Annotated in this window: 11 protein-coding genes and 1 pseudogene; 10 read left to right on the top strand and 2 right to left on the bottom strand. The window is 65.4% G+C overall.

What is annotated here, in order from left to right; all coding sequences use genetic code 11:
* Positions 1-14: 14 nt before the first annotated feature.
* Complete coding sequence (locus B8115_RS07070) at positions 15-950, top strand: glyoxylate/hydroxypyruvate reductase A (RefSeq protein WP_010627075.1); 936 nt, start codon at positions 15-17, stop codon at positions 948-950.
* Positions 951-1,002: 52 nt separating this feature from the next.
* Here B8115_RS07070 and B8115_RS24065 read toward each other — a convergent pair whose 3' ends face one another.
* Both B8115_RS24065 and B8115_RS07060 read right to left on the bottom strand, forming a co-directional pair.
* Positions 1,003-2,634 carry a methyl-accepting chemotaxis protein gene (locus tag B8115_RS24065; protein ID WP_010627074.1) on the bottom strand — a complete coding sequence of 544 codons (1,632 nt, stop codon included), beginning with the start codon at positions 2,632-2,634 and terminating at the stop codon, positions 1,003-1,005.
* Between the two features lie 121 nt (positions 2,635-2,755).
* Positions 2,756-4,654, bottom strand: coding sequence for a methyl-accepting chemotaxis protein (locus B8115_RS07060; protein ID WP_238539201.1), 1,899 nt, complete (start codon positions 4,652-4,654; stop codon positions 2,756-2,758).
* A 470-nt stretch (positions 4,655-5,124) separates the two neighbouring features.
* On the opposite strand from B8115_RS07060, the gene B8115_RS07055 reads away from it, so the two are divergent.
* From B8115_RS07055 to B8115_RS07015, 9 genes and pseudogenes are all read left to right on the top strand, one after another.
* Positions 5,125-5,808: a hypothetical protein gene (locus B8115_RS07055; RefSeq protein WP_010627072.1), complete on the top strand. Its 684-nt coding sequence runs from the start codon at positions 5,125-5,127 to the stop codon at positions 5,806-5,808.
* An 84-nt stretch (positions 5,809-5,892) separates the two neighbouring features.
* Entirely contained in the window at positions 5,893-6,819 is a 927-nt protein-coding gene (locus tag B8115_RS07050; RefSeq protein WP_010627071.1) for a lysine exporter LysO family protein, read from the top strand.
* 168 nt (positions 6,820-6,987) lie between these two features.
* Positions 6,988-8,253, top strand: a complete 1,266-nt coding sequence (locus B8115_RS07045; protein ID WP_010627070.1) for an ABC transporter substrate-binding protein — start codon at positions 6,988-6,990, stop codon at positions 8,251-8,253.
* Positions 8,254-8,272: 19 nt separating this feature from the next.
* Positions 8,273-9,250 carry a carbohydrate ABC transporter permease gene (locus tag B8115_RS07040; RefSeq protein WP_026037951.1) on the top strand — a complete coding sequence of 326 codons (978 nt, stop codon included), beginning with the start codon at positions 8,273-8,275 and terminating at the stop codon, positions 9,248-9,250.
* Positions 9,250-10,092, top strand: a complete 843-nt coding sequence (locus B8115_RS07035) for a carbohydrate ABC transporter permease (protein ID WP_010627068.1) — start codon at positions 9,250-9,252, stop codon at positions 10,090-10,092. The genes B8115_RS07040 and B8115_RS07035 overlap by 1 nt, the downstream gene beginning before the upstream one ends.
* 94 nt (positions 10,093-10,186) lie before the next feature.
* Complete coding sequence (locus tag B8115_RS07030; RefSeq protein ID WP_010627067.1) at positions 10,187-11,797, top strand: alpha-glucosidase family protein; 1,611 nt, start codon at positions 10,187-10,189, stop codon at positions 11,795-11,797.
* A gap of 174 nt (positions 11,798-11,971) precedes the next feature.
* Positions 11,972-13,078: an ABC transporter ATP-binding protein gene (locus B8115_RS07025; protein WP_010627066.1), complete on the top strand. Its 1,107-nt coding sequence runs from the start codon at positions 11,972-11,974 to the stop codon at positions 13,076-13,078.
* Positions 13,079-13,173: 95 nt separating this feature from the next.
* Positions 13,174-14,229, top strand: a complete 1,056-nt coding sequence (locus B8115_RS07020; RefSeq protein WP_010627065.1) for a substrate-binding domain-containing protein — start codon at positions 13,174-13,176, stop codon at positions 14,227-14,229.
* A gap of 114 nt (positions 14,230-14,343) precedes the next feature.
* Positions 14,344-14,608 (top strand): annotated as a pseudogene (locus tag B8115_RS07015) (hypothetical protein); the annotation flags it as partial.

Raw genomic sequence — 14,608 nt, 5'->3', positions numbered from 1 at the left:
AGTAAGGAGCCGTCATGCGCATACTGCTTCACATCGACGACATCGAGGCCTGGCGCGATGCGCTGGCCGAACGCCTGCCCGATGCCGAGATCGTCACCGCTGACGACCCCGCCGAGCGACGCCGCGACGCCGACTACCTGGCGGTGTGGAAACCCTCCGAGGCGCTGCTCGCCGAGCAGACCCGCGCCCGCGGCATCGTCAACCTGGGAGCGGGCGTCGATTCCCTGCTGAACAATCCGGCGCTGCCCGAAGGGGTACCCATCGTCAAACTGCGCGATGCCGGCATGGCCGAGCTGATCGGCGACTACGTGCGTTACGGGGTGCTGCACTTTCAGCGCGACTTCGACCGCTACCGCCGCCAGCAGGCGCAAGGGGAGTGGCACGAGCACAGCGTTGCCGACAAGCGCGACTGGCCGGTGGGCGTGCTCGGCCTCGGTGCCATCGGCGCCAAGGTGGCCGCCATGGTCGCCGCCGACGGTTTCCCCGTGCATGGCTGGAGCCGCTCGCCCAAGTCGCTCGACGGCATCGTCTGCCACCACGGCGACGAGGGGCTGATCGAGCTGCTCGGGCAGGTTCGCACCCTGGTGCTGCTACTGCCCGGCACCCATTCCACCCGCCATATCATCGATGCCCGCGCCCTGGCCGCCCTGCCCGAGGGTGCCAACCTGATCAACCCCGGCCGCGGCAGCCTGATCGACGAGGCGGCGCTGCTCGAAGCGCTGGGTGAAGGTGAACAGGAAGGCCGGCTGCGTGGCGCCATCCTCGACGCCTTCCCCGAGGAGCCGCTGCCCGAATCGAGCCCGCTGTGGCGGCATCCGCGCATCTGGGTAACGCCGCACATGGCCGGGCCGACGCCGCTGGGCGAGGCCGTCGACCAGGTGGCCGAGGCGATCCGCGCCTTCGAGGCCGGCGACGAAGTGGAGAGCGTCGACCCCGAAGCGGGTTATTGAGCGGGCGCGTGTCGCGTGGCCGCGGCACGCGCCCAGGTCAGACAGGAAGGGGTCAGGCGATCTCGGCCTGCGGGCGCGGATCGTGCACCAGGGCGGGCTGCCAGGCCGGCGCAGCGGCGACGCCTTGCTGCGGCGCTTCGATGCGGAACCACATGACCTCTTTCACCAGCAATTCCACTTGCTGGCGAAGCGTCGCCGCCTCGTCGGCCGCCCGCTCCACCAGGGCAGCATTCTGCTGAGTCACTTGATCCATCTGACCGACCGCGGTGTTGACCTGCTCGATGCCGATGCGCTGTTCGCCGGACGCCGAGGCGATTTCCTCCATCAGATCGGTCACCCGGGTGACGGCTGCGACGACCTCACGGATGGTGCTGCCCGTTCTTTCGACGAGCTCCGCTCCCTGACCGACCTGCTGGTGGGACGACTCGATCAAGGTCCGAATCTCACGCGAGGCCTCGGCGCTGCGGCTGGCCAGAGTTCGCACCTCACCCGCCACCACGGCGAATCCTCTGCCCTGCTCACCGGCCCGCGCCGCCTCCACGGAAGCATTGAGCGCCAGGATGCTGGTCTGGAAGGCAATCGAGTCGATTACCTCGATGATGTCTTTTACACGCCCGGCGCTCTGAGCGATCCCCTGCATCGTGGCGACCACGTTGGCCATCATCTCCCCGCCCTGGTGTGCCGTTCGTCTGGCTTCCAGGGCCAGTTGGTTGGCTACGTTGGCGTTCTCGGCGTTCTGGCCCACCGTCTGCGTCAGCTGCTCCATGCTGGCCGCGGTCTCCTCGATCGACGCGGCCTGCTGCTCCGTGCGGGCCGAAAGGTCCTGGTTGCCCATCACGATCTGATCGACGCCGGCATTGATCCGCTCGGTGCCGCCATGCACATTGACCAGCGAGGCCACGAGACGCTGACGCATGCTCTCGATACCCGCCAGCAGACTGGACTGGTCGCCGGCCTTGAGCGCCAGCGCCTGGGTCAGGTCGCCGTCCGCGATTCGCCGCACTATCTCCTGGGCATGGTGCGGCTCGCCGCCGAGACTCCTTAGCACGTCACGGATGATCCAGCCCATGGCAAGGGTCAGCAGGATGCCGATGCCCAGCAGCAGCATGCCCAGCTCGATCAGGCTCGCCCAGAAGGCGGCGTTGATGTCATCCATGTAGACGCCTGCTGCCAGGTCCCAATTCCAGCCGGGCACCCGCTGCACGTAGCTCATCTTGGGCACCTCTTCGGAGCCGGCCTGGCTGCGCTGAGACATATAGCCGACGAAACCGCCCGTCTGAGGATTGCGGTCCGCCGTCGCCTTCAGTTCCCGATAAAGGTACAGCCCGCTCTTGTCCTGGAAGTCGCGCATGGAATCGCCCAAGGCACGACGGGGATGAGCCACGATACGAATGTCGCTGTCGAAGGCGAAAATGTAACCATCCTCACCGAAGCTCAGGTTCGCCAGGCTTTCGATGGCCCTGGCCTGGGCTTCCGCTTGCGTCAGTTCACCGCGTTCGGCGCGTGAGGCAAGGCTCGCCACCATGTCCCGTGCGCTGCCGACGAAATACTCGAGGCTCGCGATCCGCTCATTCAACAAACCCTCGCGCTTGTCGTAGGCCGTCCACCCCACCAATACCAGCATCCCCACCCACATCAAGCCCAATGTCGCCCACAGCTTGGTACTTGTCGCCCAGTTGCGCATCGTCTCTGTTTCCTTGGATTCGTCTATCACTTAGTCGTAATACGGGGAGAACCGAAAGCACGTCTGGCGCTTTCGGTTCGGTTCTTGAACGGGCTTCATTGGCCCGTTCTGGTTGTTTGGTTCAAACCGGCAGCAGCCGGCTTTCCATGGAATGGTGTTCGAGCCTTGCGCGGGCATCGTTTCCGCCCTGCTCAAGCTGTTCGAGATGCTCGCTGACACGGAAACGGGCGATCAGCCTGGCCATCTCTCCGGCCTGATCGTCCAGTGAACGGCTCGCGGTGGCGACCTGCTCGACCAGCGCCGCGTTCTGCTGGGTGGTAGCCTCGAGCTGGGCCACGGCCTGGTTGATCTGTTCGATACCCGCCGACTGCTCGCCGCCGGCCGAGGAAATCTCCGCCACCAGGTCGGAGACCTGGCGCACGTCTCGGGAGATGGCGGCCAACGCCTCGGAGGTGCGACCCACCAGGCCGTTGCCCGCCTCCACCCGTTGGGTGGTGTTGTCGACCAACTGACGAATGCGTTCTGCCTCCTCGGCGCTGCGACTGGCCAGCTTGCGTACCTCGCCGGCCACCACGGCGAAGCCGCGCCCGTGCTCACCGGCGCGGGCGGCTTCCACCGAGGCATTGAGCGCCAGCAGGTTGGTCTGAAAGGCGATGCCGTCAATGGCCGCGACGATGGCGGTAATCTGGCGGTTGGCCTCGGAGATCTGCTGCATGGCCTGGCGCGCCTCCTCGGCCACCCGGCTGGCCTGTTCGGCCTGGCTTACCGCCTGCTCCGTCATACTGCTGGCCTGGCGCGCGTTGTCGGCCGACTGACGCACGGTGGAAGTCATCTGCTCCATGCTGGTGGCGGTTTCCACCAGCGAGGCGGACTGCTCCTCGGTACGGCTGGCCAGATCCTCGTTGCCCTGGGCGATCTCGCCGCTGGCCGAGCCCACCCCGCGGGCGCCCTGCTGAATCGAAGCCACCAGGGCTTCCATGCTGTCCGTGGAGTGATTGAAGGCGGCATAGAGCCGCGACAACTCATCGCTGCCGGGCACTGCCAGCCGCTGGGTCAGATCGCCGCCGCGCGACTCGATCTGGGCTAGCGCCCGGCGCAGCGGCACGACCATGCTGCGCACCAGCAGGATGGAAAGCACGACGGAGACCAGAATGGCCGCCATGGCCAGACCGGCGAACGTCCATAGCCCAATGCGAGCCTCGCTTGCCAGGCCATGGGCACGGACCTGTACATAGTCGGCCAGCGCCAGCTCCACTGCGCGCAGCCGCTCCAGCTTGCCGGTCTGGGCGTCAAACCAGCGTTCCGCGCGAATGCCATAGCCGCCGTCGATGCCTTGACGCATGGCGATCTGGCGCATCATGGTCAGTTCACCATTGGCCTCATGCTCGCCGGTGGCGGCACGATACCGAGCCCACATCTCGGCGTCGGCCTGGATGAGGAAGCTCTCCTCGAACGCCTCCTCTTCGCCGAGCAGGCGGAGAAAGCGGAAATAGACATCCTGCGACATGCGGTTGGCGGCGAAAGCGCTGGCCAGCAGCGCCCGCTCTATACCCGCCGTCTCCTTGATCTCGAGCAGGGAGTAATAGGCACCCAAGGCACGGGAGAGCTCTCCGGCATTACTCAGCGAACTCAGCCGCCCCACGTTTTCGGCCAGCCGTGAATTAATCTCGGTGTAGTAGTCCAGCGCATCCAGATCACGCATGCGCAAGGTGTCGACCGCCTGACGGGTGGTGCTCAGTTCGGCCAGCAGCGCATTGATCTCCTCACGCCGCAAGTCGATTTCGCTATCGCCGCTGGTGCCTATCCCATCCCAAGCTCTGTGATAGTCAGCCAGCTGATCGTCTACCCGGCTGCGCTGGGCGGCCAGTCGCTCGCCGAAGGCCTCACCGCGGCTGCCGATGAAACCGACCGACAAACCACGTTCCACCTGCAGCTCATGTATCAGGCCACCGAGCTGCACCGACAATTCGGTGATGCGATCGACCTGCTGCATGTTGTTGGCCATATGGTGTCTGTCCATGATGCCGCTCGCGGCCAGCCAGACGATGATGCAAAGGGGCAGCGCCAGCACAAGCATGAACTTGCGGGAAACTGGAGTGCGGTGAAGGAGGTTTTTCATCTGTTGGAACCCTGCCAAGCTCGAAGATATCGGAAGTCGTGACGTGGCTGGCGTAGCGTGCCGTTGTAGTTGTGATATCCGTCGGCCATCGTGGCGCTGCCTGTCGGCGCGCGAAGTCTTCTTCGGCCGGGCAGCGGGAATCTTGAGCCTCGCTCGCGTCGACTCGCTCGATTCATTGACGAGCGTCACACCTGCGTTCAATAGCTGCGCCGCCCTCTCGTCTCGGCTTGCCATGGCGGCTTGAGTTTGCGTTGGCCACCTCAGAGAACTTCGACATCATGGACGAAACCGTGGAATAACCGTGCATCACGGAACCCAGCGGGCTGGCGAGGTTCACAGCTACTGTCGCCCAACAGCCATGCGGTCTTGCCATGAATCGATCCTCACGAGCCCTGGCTCGCCTGACTCTTTCCGTTCTGCTGCTGGCCTGGCTTCCGGTCAAGGCCGTGGCGGCCGCACCCCAGCCCGACGCCCAGCTGCAGCCGTTCAGCGCCAGCTATCGTCTGGAGGTGAGGGGCTGGCCCAACGCCACCATCGAACACCAACTGACCCGAGAGAGCGGCCACTGGCAGAGCCGCATGCAGGCCGCCATCGCCGTGGCCCGGGGCAACGAACGCAGCCGTTTCATCGTCACGCCCGAGGGCGTGCATTCGGTGAACTACGCCAGCGGCTACTCGCTGTTCGGCGTGGGCGGGAACTATCGCCTGGGCAGCAGCGAACTGGCCGAGCTGCCGGACCGCCAGGCCGCCCTGATCGAACTCTCGCGGCGCGCCCTGAACGGCGGCTGCGAGAGCGATAGATGCCGCCTGGTCTACCAGGATCACCGCGGCCGCGAGGAGACCCTCGACTACCGCCTGCTGGGCACCGATGTAGTGAAGCTGCCCGCTGGCGAGTTCCAGGCGCTCAAGGTCGAGGTCAGCGAGCCGGACACACCGGAGCGCAGGATGGTGTTCCACTTCCACCCCGAGTATCCCGGCTTGCTGCTGGCGGTGGATTACCAGCGCGACGGCGAGCGCCGCAGCCGGCTCACCCTGACCTCACTCAGGACAGACTGAGCACGAGACCCGGCGCCGGGCGCAAAAGCCTGGTAGAGTTGGCGGTTTTCGCCGCCCTGAGCGGCCGGGCTGAAGGAAGTCGTCATGCTGTCGGGGCTATTGATCGTGCTGTTGCCGCTGGTGCTGGGCTATCTGGTGCCGGTGCGAAGTCCCGACGTCCTGGCCGTCATCAATCGCGGCGTCAGCGCCTCGGTCTACGTCATTCTGCTGCTGATGGGCATCAGCCTGGCGGGGCTCGATGAGCTGGGCCGCGAGCTGTCACGTATGGGCGGGCAGGCACTGACGCTGTTCACGGTGATCACCGCCTGCAACCTGCTGGCGCTGGGGTGGCTGTCACATCGTCTGGCCCTGCGCATGGGGCCGTCTCCGGTGGTGGCCGATGCGCCCACCACTAAACTGGCCGCACTGGTCGGTTCCCTGGCCCTGGTGGCGGTGGTGGCAGGCGGCGTGCTGATCGGCCTGGCGCTTGCCTGGCTGGGCGGCGATGCCATCTTCCAGCATGCCGAGCTGATGGCCGAATGGGTGCTCTACGTGCTGCTGGCACTGATCGGCTGTCAGTTGCGCAACTCCGGCATGCCACTGCGGCAGATCCTGCTCAACCGCCACGGGCTGGCCATTGCCATGACCCTGGCCGTGAGCTCCCTCATCGGCGGCTTGCTCGCCGCTCCCCTGCTGTCGCTGAGCTGGAACGAGGGCCTGGCGCTGGCATCGGGCTTCGGCTGGTATTCGCTCTCGGCGATACTGGTCGGCGATCAGCTCGGCCCCGTGTTCGGCGGGGTGGCTTTCTTCAACGACCTCAGTCGCGAGCTGCTGGCCTTCATCCTGATCCCGCTGTTCATCAAGCGCTACGCGCCACTGGCCATCGGTTACGGCGGCGCTACCTCCATGGATTTCACCCTGCCGGTGATCCAGCAGCACGGCGGCGTGGCCTGCGTGCCCATCGCCGTGGTCAGCGGTTTCATCCTCTCGCTGCTGTCGCCGCCACTGATCCTGTTCTTCCTGTCGCTGTAAGAAGCGGGAGCTATGCTCAGGAAGCAACGGCAAGCGCCAAGCCCACTGTTAGCCGAAAGTCTAGGTTGAACTCTCCAGGCAGACACGGCTAACTGAGCGGCGAACGATCTTAATCGTTTAAGACTCCTCAGCCGCCATTGATAACAACAAGCCGACAAGGATACCAGCATGTACAAGAAGACGTTGCTTTCCACCCTCGTCGTTGCCGGAGCCGCCAGCCTCAGCCACGCCCAGGCCGCCGACCTGACCATCTCCTGCGGTGCCGTGGGTGCCGAGCTGCAGCTCTGCCAACAGGGTGTGCGGGCATGGGAAGAGAAGACCGGCTACAGCGTCGACGTGGTCTCGACGCCCAACTCCTCCACCGAACGCCTGTCGCTCTACCAGCAGATTCTCTCCGCCAACTCCACCGACATCGACATCATGCAGATCGACGTCGTATGGCCGGGCCTGCTGGCCAACCACCTGCTCGACCTGCGTGAAGTGCTGGGCGAGAACGCCGGCGAAGGACACTTCTCCGCCATCGTCGAGAACAACACCATCGACGACCGCCTGGTGGCGATGCCCTGGTTCACCGATGCCGGCGTGCTCTACTACCGTGCCGACCTGCTCGAGCAGTACGGCTTCGAGGCGCCGGAAACCTGGGAAGAGCTGACCGAAATCGCCCGCGAGATACAGAACGGCGAGCGCGAGGCAGGCAACAGCCGTATGCACGGCTACGTCTTCCAGGGCCGCGCCTACGAGGGGCTGACCTGTAACGCCCTGGAGTGGGTGGCCAGTCACGGTGGCGGCACCATCGTCGATGGCGAGGGCGAGATCACCATCAACAACCCGCAGGCCGCCGCGGCATTGGACCTTGCCGCTTCCTGGATCGGCGACATCTCGCCCAACGGCGTCCTCAACTACACCGAGGAAGAGGCCCGCGGCGTGTTCCAGGGCGGCAATGCCGTGTTCATGCGCAACTGGCCCTATGCCTGGGCGCTGGCCCAGAGCGAGGGCAGCGAGGTGCGCGGCAAGGTGGGCGTGACCCAACTGCCCTATAGCGGCGACGGCAGCACCGCCGCCACCCTGGGCGGCTGGAACCTGGCGGTATCGCGCTACAGCGAGAACCCCGAGCTTGCTGCCGAGCTGGTGGCATTCCTGGCCGGCGAAGAGGAGCAGAAGCGGCGCGCCATCGAGGGGGCCTACAACCCGACCCTCGAAGCGCTCTACCAGGATGACGAAGTACTCGAAGCGGTGCCCTTCTTCGGCGAACTCTACGAGACCTTCGTCAACGCCGTAGCACGGCCTTCGGCGCCCACCGGCGATGCCTATGGTCGCGTCAGCAACGCCTTCTTCAGCGCCACTCACGACGTGCTCTCCGGCAGCCGTAGCGGCGAGCAGGCGATGAGCGACCTGGATCACGAGCTGGCCCGTCTCAAGCGCCGCAACTGGTAACCCCCTTCAGGAGCCCGCCATGTCGACTCCCGTGACCGAAAGCGCGCCGATACCGGCGCGCCCCCTGCCGGCAAGCTATCGCAGTACCAAGGTGAGGCGGCAGCGAGTGCGCGCCGCCTGGTTCTTCCTGGCGCCGATGCTGGTGACCCTGGCCATGGTGGCCGGCTGGCCGCTGCTGCGCACTTTCTACTTCAGCTTCACCGACGCTTCGCTGTCGGACATGAGCGATACCCTGTTCATCGGGCTGGAGAATTACCTGGTCTACGACGACGGCCGCTGGTTCGGCGTGCTGGCCGACCCCATCTGGTGGCGGGCGGTATGGAATACCGTCTACTTCTCGGTGGTTTCGGTGTCGCTAGAGGTGGTGTTCGGGGTCATCGTCGCCCTGGTGCTCAACGCCGAGTTCAAGGGCCGCACCCTGGTGCGCGCCGCGGTGCTGATCCCCTGGGCGATCCCTACCATCGTCTCGGCGCAGATGTGGGCGTGGATGCTCAACGACCAGTTCGGCATCATCAACCACCTGCTGATGGCGCTCGGCATCATCGCTAGCCCCATCGCCTGGACCGCCGACGCCAACTACTCCATGTGGGCGGTGATCATGGTCGACGTGTGGAAGACCACGCCGTTCGTCGCCCTGCTGGTGCTGGCGGCATTGCAGATGCTGCCCAAGGACTGCTACGAAGCCGCCGAGGTCGACGGTATCCACCCGGTCAAGGTGTTCTTCCGCGTCACTCTGCCGCTGATCACCCCGGCGCTGATGGTAGCGGTGATCTTCCGCCTGCTCGATGCACTGCGCGTGTTCGACGTGATCTACGTGCTCACCTCCAACTCCACCAGCACCATGTCGATGTCGATCTACGCCCGCCAACAGCTGGTGGAGTTCCAGGACGTGGGCTACGGCAGCGCCGCTTCCACCCTGCTGTTCCTGATCATCGCCCTGGCGACCATCGCCTATCTCTATCTGGGCCGCAAGCAACTGCAACTGGGGGGTGACTGATGACCTCGCGCCAGCTTTCCAAACTCGCAGCGCGTGTCGGCTTCTGGCTGCTGGTGACCTTGATCGTGGTGATCGCTGTATTCCCGTTCTACTACGCCATCAAGACCTCCTTCACGCCTTCCGGCGACCTGTTCCGGGTCGAGCTGTGGCCGACGCGGGCAACGCTCGCCAACTACGTGCAGATTTTCTCCCAGCGCAGCTTTCTGCAGGCGATCTTCAACTCCATCATGGTCGCCACCAGCGTGGTGTTCATCGCGCTGCTGCTGGGCATCACTGCCTCCTACGCCCTGGGGCGGGTACGCTTCCGCGGCCGCACCTCGGTGTTGCTGATCATCCTCGGCGTATCGATGTTCCCCCAGGTGGCGGTGCTGTCGGGGCTGTTCGAGGTGATCCGCGCGCTCAACCTCTACAACAACCCGGGCGGGCTGATCCTGAGCTACACCATCTTCACCCTGCCCTTCACCGTGTGGGTGCTGACCACCTTCATGCGCCAGCTGCCCCTGGAGCTCGAGGAGGCCGCGATCATGGACGGCGCCACGCCCTGGGTAACCATCACCAAGGTGTTCCTGCCATTGATGTGGCCGGCCATGGCAACCACCGGGCTGCTCGCCTTCATTGCCGCCTGGAACGAATTCCTGTTCGCCCTGACCTTCACCCTGACCGACAGCCAGCGCACGGTGCCGGTGGCGATCGCCCTGCTCTCCGGCGGCAGCGCCTACGAGCTGCCCTGGGCGCCGATCATGGCCGCTTCGGTAGTGGTCACGGTACCGCTGGTGGTGCTGGTGATCATCTTCCAGCGGCGCATCGTCTCGGGGCTGACGGCCGGTGCGGTAAAGGGATGAATCGGAGCGGCTGAACCCGACACGAACAGGATTGTCCACGGCAACTCGTACCTGACGAACAACCATGCCATCGAGGCTTGATCAAGGGAAACTCATGCAAGACAACACATTCTGGTGGCGCGGCGGCGTCATCTACCAGATCTACCCACGTAGCTTCATGGACAGCAACGGCGACGGCGTCGGTGACCTGCCGGGGGTCACCGAGCGGCTCGACTACGTCGCCTCGCTGGGCGTGGACGGCATCTGGCTCTCGCCCTTCTTCACCTCGCCGATGCGCGACTTCGGTTACGACATCAGCAATTATCGCGACGTCGATCCGCTGTTCGGCACCCTGGCAGACTTCAAGGCCCTGCTGGAGCGCGCTCATGCACTCGGCCTCAAGGTGATCATCGATCAGGTGATCAGCCACACCTCGGACCAGCACCCCTGGTTCCAGGAGAGCCGCAGGAACCGCGGTAACCCGCGCGCCGACTGGTACGTGTGGGCCGATCCCAACCCGGACGGCACCGCGCCCAACAACTGGCTGTCGATCTTCGGCGGTCCGGCCTGGACCTTCGACAGTCGGCGCCAGCAGTACTACCTGCACAACTTCCTGTCGAGCCAGCCGGACCTCAACTTCCACAACCCCGAGGTGCGCACCGCCCAGCTCGACAATATGCGCTTCTGGCTCGAGCTGGGGGTCGACGGCTTCCGCCTCGACACGGTCAATTTCTACTTCCACGACCAGCACCTGCGCAGCAATCCGGCGCTGACCATCGACGCCACCCGCACGCTGGGCGCGCCCAAGGAGAACCCCTATACCTGGCAGCGCCACATCTACGACATCAGCCGCCCCGAGAACGTCGAGTTCCTGCGCGAGCTGCGAGCGCTGATGGACGAGTACCCCGGCACCACCACGGTGGGCGAGATCGGTGACGACACGCCGCTGGAGCGCATGGCCGAGTACACCTCGGGGGGCGACAAGCTGCACATGGCCTACACCTTCGACCTGCTCAACGCACCGCGCTCGCCGGACTACATTCGCGGCGTGCTCGAGCGCTTCCAGCAGTTCGCCGGCGATGCCTGGCCGTGCTGGGCGCTGTCCAACCACGACGTAGTGCGCAGCGCCACCCGCTGGGGCAGCGAAGAGTGCGCCTTCGCCTACCCCCGCGTGGCGCTGGCCCTGCTCTTCTCGCTGCGCGGCAGCGTCTGCCTCTACCAGGGCGAGGAGCTCGGCCTGCCCGAGGCCGAGGTGCCCTTCGAGCGCATTCAGGATCCCTACGGCCTGCCGCTGTGGCCCGACTTCAAGGGCCGTGACGGCTGCCGTACGCCGATGCCCTGGGACGATACCCCGCTGGCCGGTTTCTCTCACGTGGAGCCGTGGCTGCCGGTGGCCGAGCCGCACCTGGCCATGTCGGTGGCACGTCAGCAGGACGATCCGGAGTCGATGCTCAACGCCACCCGCCGCCTGCTGCGCTTCCGCCACCAGCACCCGGCCCTGTTCGACGGCGAAATGACGTTGCTCGACCTGGGCGAAGCGCTGGTCGCCTTCACCCGCCAGCGCGGTGGCGACAGGCTGCTGTGCGTGTTCAACCTCACCGGTCAGCCCCAGAGCGCGACGCTGCCCGAGGTGCGCGAAGCGCTGCAAGAGCACGGCTTCCAGTACGAGGTGAGCGGCGGCAGGCTGCATCTGCCGCCCTATCAGGCGGCCTATTTCCGCCTCTAAAAATGGCTGCGCTTGGCCATACTGCGTTAAAAATCAGCTCAAAGTACTCATTTACAAAACGTAAACTCCGTCTTTTCGCTGATTTTTGCCTGGTCTGGCCTTCGCTCGCCGATTTTTAGACAAGTGGTAAAGTCTTGAACAACAACGGCCGTATAGCGGCCGAGGATGGATCGAATGGCAAGCGTCACCCTCGACAAAATCAACAAGGTCTTCGGCAGCACGCACATCATCAAGGATGTGGACCTGGCGATCGGTGAAGGCGAATTCGTGGTCTTCGTCGGCCCCTCGGGCTGCGGCAAGTCCACCCTGCTGCGCCTGATCGCCGGGCTGGAGTCGATCAGCGACGGCGAGCTCTCCATCGGCAGTCAGGTGGTCAACGAGCTGCCGCCGCGAGAGCGCGGCGTGGGCATGGTGTTCCAGTCCTACGCGCTCTACCCGCACATGACCGTGTACGAGAACATGGCCTTCGGCCTCAAGCTGGCCAAGACCGCCAAGGAGACCGTACACGAGCGGGTGATGGCGACGGCGCGCATCCTGCAGCTCGAGGAACTGCTCGAGCGCAAGCCCAAGGCGCTTTCCGGCGGCCAGCGCCAGCGCGTGGCCATGGGCCGCGCCATGGCCCGGGAGCCGCGCATCCTGCTGTTCGACGAGCCGCTCTCAAACCTCGACGCCTCGCTGCGGGTACAGATGCGCAACGAGATCGCCCGCCTGCACAAGCGGCTCGGCTCGACCATGGTCTACGTGACCCATGACCAGGTCGAGGCGATGACCCTGGCGGACAAGATCGTGGTGCTCAATGGCGGTCGCGTGGAGCAGGTGGGCAGCCCCCAGGAGCTCTATCAGCGCCCGGCGACCAAGTTCGTGGCCGGCTTCATCGGCTCGCCGACGATGAACTTCCTGCCCGCGCGCCTGCTCGGTGCCGATGCCACCGGCTGCCGGGTCGGCGCCACCGGGCTGACCGAGCTGGCACTGCCCCAGGATGCCTCGGGCCATACCCAGGGAGCGGAGCTGACGCTGGGCATTCGCCCCGAGCACCTGCGCCTGAGTGAGGCCCAGGGCAGCGAGGGCTTCGAGATCGTCAACGTCGAATACCTGGGCAACGAGGTATACGTCTACCTGGAGCCCAAGGAGGGCGAGACCCTGCTGATCCAGCGCGGCGAAGCGCCCACGACGTGGCGGGTCGGTCAGCGCGTGACGCTGGCTCCCGACCCCGAGCACGTGCACCTGTTCGACGCCGGAGGTCGGGCGCTGTCGGTCAAGGCCGCACGCGCCGTGGCCTGAGACCATGGTAGCGTTACAAAAATAGACGGCGGGACTGTCCCGGCCACGGCCGGGGCGGTATGCTGGGCGCCGTACTCATTAGCAGGGAAATAATCGTGTCGCCACCGGCCCGCCGTATCACCCTCAAGGATCTGGCCCGCGAGCTCGGCGTCTCCACCGCCACCATATCCAATGCCTTCAACCGGCCCGACCAGCTCTCGCCCAGCCTGCGCGAGCGCATTCTCGCCGAGGCCAAGCGGCTGGGCTATCGTGGTCCCGACGCCAAGGCGCGCAGCCTGCGCACCGGGCGTTCGCGCATCATCGCGGTGGTTCTGGCCGAGAGTCTTACCTACAGCCTCAACGATGCCGTCTCCAGCGAGTTTCTCTCCGGCGTGGCCGAGGTACTCGACAGCCAGGGCCATACCCTGCTGCTGCTCTCGGCACGGCAGGTCAATTGCCAGTTGGTCGACTCGGCAAGCATGGCCGACGGCTTCATCGTTTACGGCTTGATGCCCTCCGCCGAGCTGTTCGACTCGCTGCCCCTCCACGCTGCGCTGGTGGCGGTCGACTTCAACGTGGCGGGCCATCCTTCGATACACGTCGACAACGAGCCTTCCTGCTTCGAGATCGCCGACCACGCGCTGTCGGTCGCCCCACGCAAGCGACCGGCCATCGTCAACCTGCGCCTCACGGCGGAACCCTGCAATGGAAGAATCGATCCGCAGCACACCCTGCTCTCGGCCGAACTCACCATTACCCGCTCGCGGCTGGCCGGCTTTCATGCCGCCCTGGAAAAGCACGACTTCGACCTCGAACGGATCCCGATGTGGAACGTGGAGGAGAACACCTTCGAGGTATGCGCCCCGGTGATCGAGGAGATTCTCGATCTGCCCGACGCCGAGCGTCCAGACCTGCTGCTGTGCATGTCGGACCGTATCGCCCTGACCGCCCTGACCCTGGCCGAGCAACGCGGCCTGCGTATTCCCGATGACCTGAGTCTGATCGGCTTCGACGGTATCGCCGAAGGCCAGTACCGGGCGCCGCGGCTGACCACGGTGCGCCAGGAGAGCAGCGAGAAAGGACGCCTGGCGGCGCGCATGATCCTGGGCCTGGAGCCGAGCCACTCACGCCTGCTGACGACCGAGATGATGCTGGGCGAGACCTGCTCCTAGGAGCTGATTCGTTAAACAGCGGGCTCGCTTGCACGTTGCTTGCACACTTCATGACCATTGGCTGCATCGCCTTGCGAGATGCTGCATGGGCCCACCCTTCGCCGCGAGCCCACGATGCCAGCCTTACCTCTGCTCTCCCTGTCTTCTCCCGGTCGCGCCGGTCGCCGTCAACGGGGGCGCTTTACCCTGGGCGCCCTGCTGGCTGTGCTGGTGCTGGCGGCAGGCGCGGCCGGGGCCTGGTGGCTGGTCTCGCAGCCGCCGCGCATCGAACGCCGGGCACCGGTCGAGCCACCCGCCCCACTGGTGGACACCGTGCTGGCACAGCGTCAGGCAGCGGCGCCGTCGCTGCACGGCTTCGGCCGGGTGATCCTCGCGATAT

Source organism: Halomonas sp. KM-1, assembly GCF_000246875.1.
In the GTDB taxonomy this organism is placed as follows: Bacteria; Pseudomonadota; Gammaproteobacteria; order Pseudomonadales; family Halomonadaceae; genus Halomonas; species Halomonas aerodenitrificans.
The sequence above is the reverse complement of the archived record's forward strand: the minus strand, read 5'-3'. Positions and strand labels throughout refer to the sequence as shown.

Bases quoted from the DNA above. Each gene is read 5' to 3' on its own strand.
- B8115_RS07070 (WP_010627075.1), top strand. From the start codon at position 15: ATGCGCATACTGCTTCACATCGACGACATCGAGGCCTGGCGCGATGCG.
- B8115_RS24065 (WP_010627074.1), bottom strand. From the start codon at position 2,634: ATGCGCAACTGGGCGACAAGTACCAAGCTGTGGGCGACATTGGGCTTG.
- B8115_RS07060 (WP_238539201.1), bottom strand. From the start codon at position 4,654: ATGGACAGACACCATATGGCCAACAACATGCAGCAGGTCGATCGCATC.
- B8115_RS07055 (WP_010627072.1), top strand. From the start codon at position 5,125: ATGAATCGATCCTCACGAGCCCTGGCTCGCCTGACTCTTTCCGTTCTG.
- B8115_RS07050 (WP_010627071.1), top strand. From the start codon at position 5,893: ATGCTGTCGGGGCTATTGATCGTGCTGTTGCCGCTGGTGCTGGGCTAT.
- B8115_RS07045 (WP_010627070.1), top strand. From the start codon at position 6,988: ATGTACAAGAAGACGTTGCTTTCCACCCTCGTCGTTGCCGGAGCCGCC.
- B8115_RS07040 (WP_026037951.1), top strand. From the start codon at position 8,273: ATGTCGACTCCCGTGACCGAAAGCGCGCCGATACCGGCGCGCCCCCTG.
- B8115_RS07035 (WP_010627068.1), top strand. From the start codon at position 9,250: ATGACCTCGCGCCAGCTTTCCAAACTCGCAGCGCGTGTCGGCTTCTGG.
- B8115_RS07030 (WP_010627067.1), top strand. From the start codon at position 10,187: ATGCAAGACAACACATTCTGGTGGCGCGGCGGCGTCATCTACCAGATC.
- B8115_RS07025 (WP_010627066.1), top strand. From the start codon at position 11,972: ATGGCAAGCGTCACCCTCGACAAAATCAACAAGGTCTTCGGCAGCACG.